The following is a 2573-nucleotide window of genomic DNA, read 5'->3' as shown; positions in this document are numbered from 1 at the left end:
TGCGTCTCGGTAGGGTAGGCGCGGGACACCTCGACGAGGATGTCCCTACGCCTCCCCCCAAACCGTGCGGGCACTTTTCAATGCACACGGCTTTCCATACGCGCATGCTCTCGACCGGACACGGTTACACGGCATGACGGACACAGGACGATGGTCTTGCGTCGCCAACCGGACCGTTTCCAAGCCGTCAGCGATCCGCTTTGCAGGTCTCCTACGCGGCGGAGGTGATGCATCTCAAATGGTCCCCTCGTATCGCCGCACGCTTCGCATCTGCGAGCGTTGAGCCGATCGACCAGATCATTTGGGCTTTTGACCCACCACGCACCTGCCGTGACGTTGTCGACAACGGGACTCGTCCAGTAGGTTTGGGTCAGATGCTTCAGTCTCCACAGCTTGATGCTGCGAAGCTTACCACGGACCACGGAGCTGACCTCGTAGTCCGTACCCTTCCACAGACGTGCCATGGTTCTCGCTCTCGTCGTTCGATGTCGCATCGCCAGCGTCTTCACAAGGCTGCGGAACACAACAAGCTCCAACAGTCCCAAGGCGCCCTTGAAGTCATCAGCAAACGAATGGTAGTTCGCAAAACCACGGAACTCTGAGTTATAGGCGAGGACGGTTGCGACATCGCTGGTGGCCAGGAACTGCTCGCGAGGACGGCCAGTTTTTCTGGCGAGATCGCCATAGCCGTGTCGCTTGCAGAACGCGGTAACCTCCTTCCGCGGCACTCGCAGGCTGACATTCCCGGTGGTCGGCCGGCGTACCACGCGCCATGTCCGTCCGTCCGGTCCCGTGCGGTTGGATTTGCGTCCAGCCCCGTAGGATGTGTATGTCGAGATGCGATAACTGAGGAAGGTCACTCCCTTTGAAGCGGCATAGACCCCACTTTTCTCGGGCGACACCGTGAGCTTCAATGTCTGCGTCAGGAATTGTTCGACACAATCCATGATCTCACACGCTTCCCGCTTGCTCCCGATTACGCCGATGAGGAAGTCGTCGGCGTAGCGGCAGTAGCGGAGCCTCTTGAAGTTAGGGTCCATCGGATCGACGGAGGGCACTTTCCGTCTCTCCTTGTTGATGGCTTTGATCTCCGCGACTGCAGCGTCGATCTCGGCCCGATCCGCGCCGTCGGCGCGGAGCCGTTCAATTTTCCGGCGGAGACTGAGGACGCGCCGTTCCAGCGCCGCATAGCGCGGGAATGGACGTCGGTCGCGGCCTTTGTCGAAGCCCGTCTTCATCGTCTGCATGTGCTGGTCCAGCTCGTGCAGATAGATGTTGGCGAGCAGGGGCGAGACAATCCCGCCCTGTGGCGTGCCACTGTAAGTGCGTCCGTAGACCCAATCTTCCATGTAACCTGCCTTGAGCATTCCTTCGATCAGAGCGATGAACCTATCGTCATCGATCCGCTTCTTTAGAAGCCCAAGCAGAATGTCATGGTCGATGTTGTCGAAGAACCCACGCACATCCACTTCGACCAACCACTTGCAGCCCGTCCAGGTCTTCTTGATGGACTTGAGTGCGGTATGACAGGATCGTCTCGGGCGGAACCCATGCGACTCATCGAGGAACACAGGTTCGTAGATCGCTTCGAGCAGAATCCTGACCGCCTCCTGAACGAGCCGGTCTTCCACCGTTGGGATACCCAGCGGTCGTGTTTTGCCGTTGTCCTTTGGGATATAGACCCGCTGGACTGGCCGGAAGCGATAAGTGCCGTCTGCTACGCGCCTGGCGACATCGGCGAGCTTCGCCAGCGACATGCCGTCGAAGGTCTTACCATCTACACCCGGCGTCAGGGCTCCCTTGTTGCGGGAGACCTTTTCGTAGGCCCACTCGAAGAGATGCGGAGATCTCATCAGGCGGTGAAGGCCATTTACGCGCTTACCCGACCGCGACAAAGTCGGCAGTGATTCAATTCTTCTCTGGATGGTAGCGGCCTGCATCAGCAGAACCTCTCCGTCGAAGAATCTCTTCTACGCATACTGCAAATGCCGTTGTTGGCGGCATCGTCCTTCCCCCGATCGGAGGCGCTTTCGGTCCGGTCACCCGGCCTTATACGCATGATCGTCCACCTCGCGGCGGCTGTCCTGGCCATTACGCCGGGCGTTTGGGTACTATGACGGCTCCGTCGCCATACAGGTCCTCGAAAGAGCCTGCTGCAGGCGATCCCGTAGTTGCGTGTGCAGGAAGTTGCGGTGTGTTTAGGTGTCCCATTCGTCTCCTTGACCCACCGATGGTGGTCGTCCCACGCGGACTGGTGGCAGATCGCACTGGCCGGTGCGGTCTGCCCCGCGTGGCATAGCGTGTCAGCCGCGTTCGCTACGGCCAGCCCTTTGGCAACTGGAAACTGGGATTCAGGCAATACAGCTTTCACCATGCACACCTTACTCTGTGCTCTCCACCGGGCTGCGGCGCCCGATTTCGAGACGTTTCCCGGCATGCTTTGGTCCCGTTCTCCTTTCGGAGTTTCAGTCGTTTCCGACACCGGTAAGCCGGGCAAGTAAGAGCCATAACCAGCAGGCTCCATTCTTTCGAACACTCCCTTCTTCTCCACGCCTCAACGGCGCACGCCGTCC

At 59.3% G+C, this 2573-nt stretch carries 1 protein-coding gene; it reads right to left on the bottom strand.

The window, feature by feature from the left end; genetic code table 11:
* Nucleotides 1–77: 77 nt before the first annotated feature.
* Complete coding sequence (locus tag IVA78_RS03205; protein WP_247307145.1) at nt 78–1940, bottom strand: reverse transcriptase domain-containing protein; 1863 nt, start codon at nt 1938–1940, stop codon at nt 78–80.
* Between the last annotated feature and the right edge of the window lie 633 nt (nt 1941–2573).

It is taken from the genome of Bradyrhizobium sp. 137, from assembly GCF_023074095.1.
In the GTDB taxonomy this organism is placed as follows: Bacteria; Pseudomonadota; Alphaproteobacteria; order Rhizobiales; family Xanthobacteraceae; genus Bradyrhizobium.
This window is presented reverse-complemented; position numbering and strand designations above follow the sequence as displayed.

Bases quoted from the DNA above. Each gene is read 5' to 3' on its own strand.
- IVA78_RS03205 (WP_247307145.1), bottom strand. From the start codon at position 1,940: ATGCAGGCCGCTACCATCCAGAGAAGAATTGAATCACTGCCGACTTTG.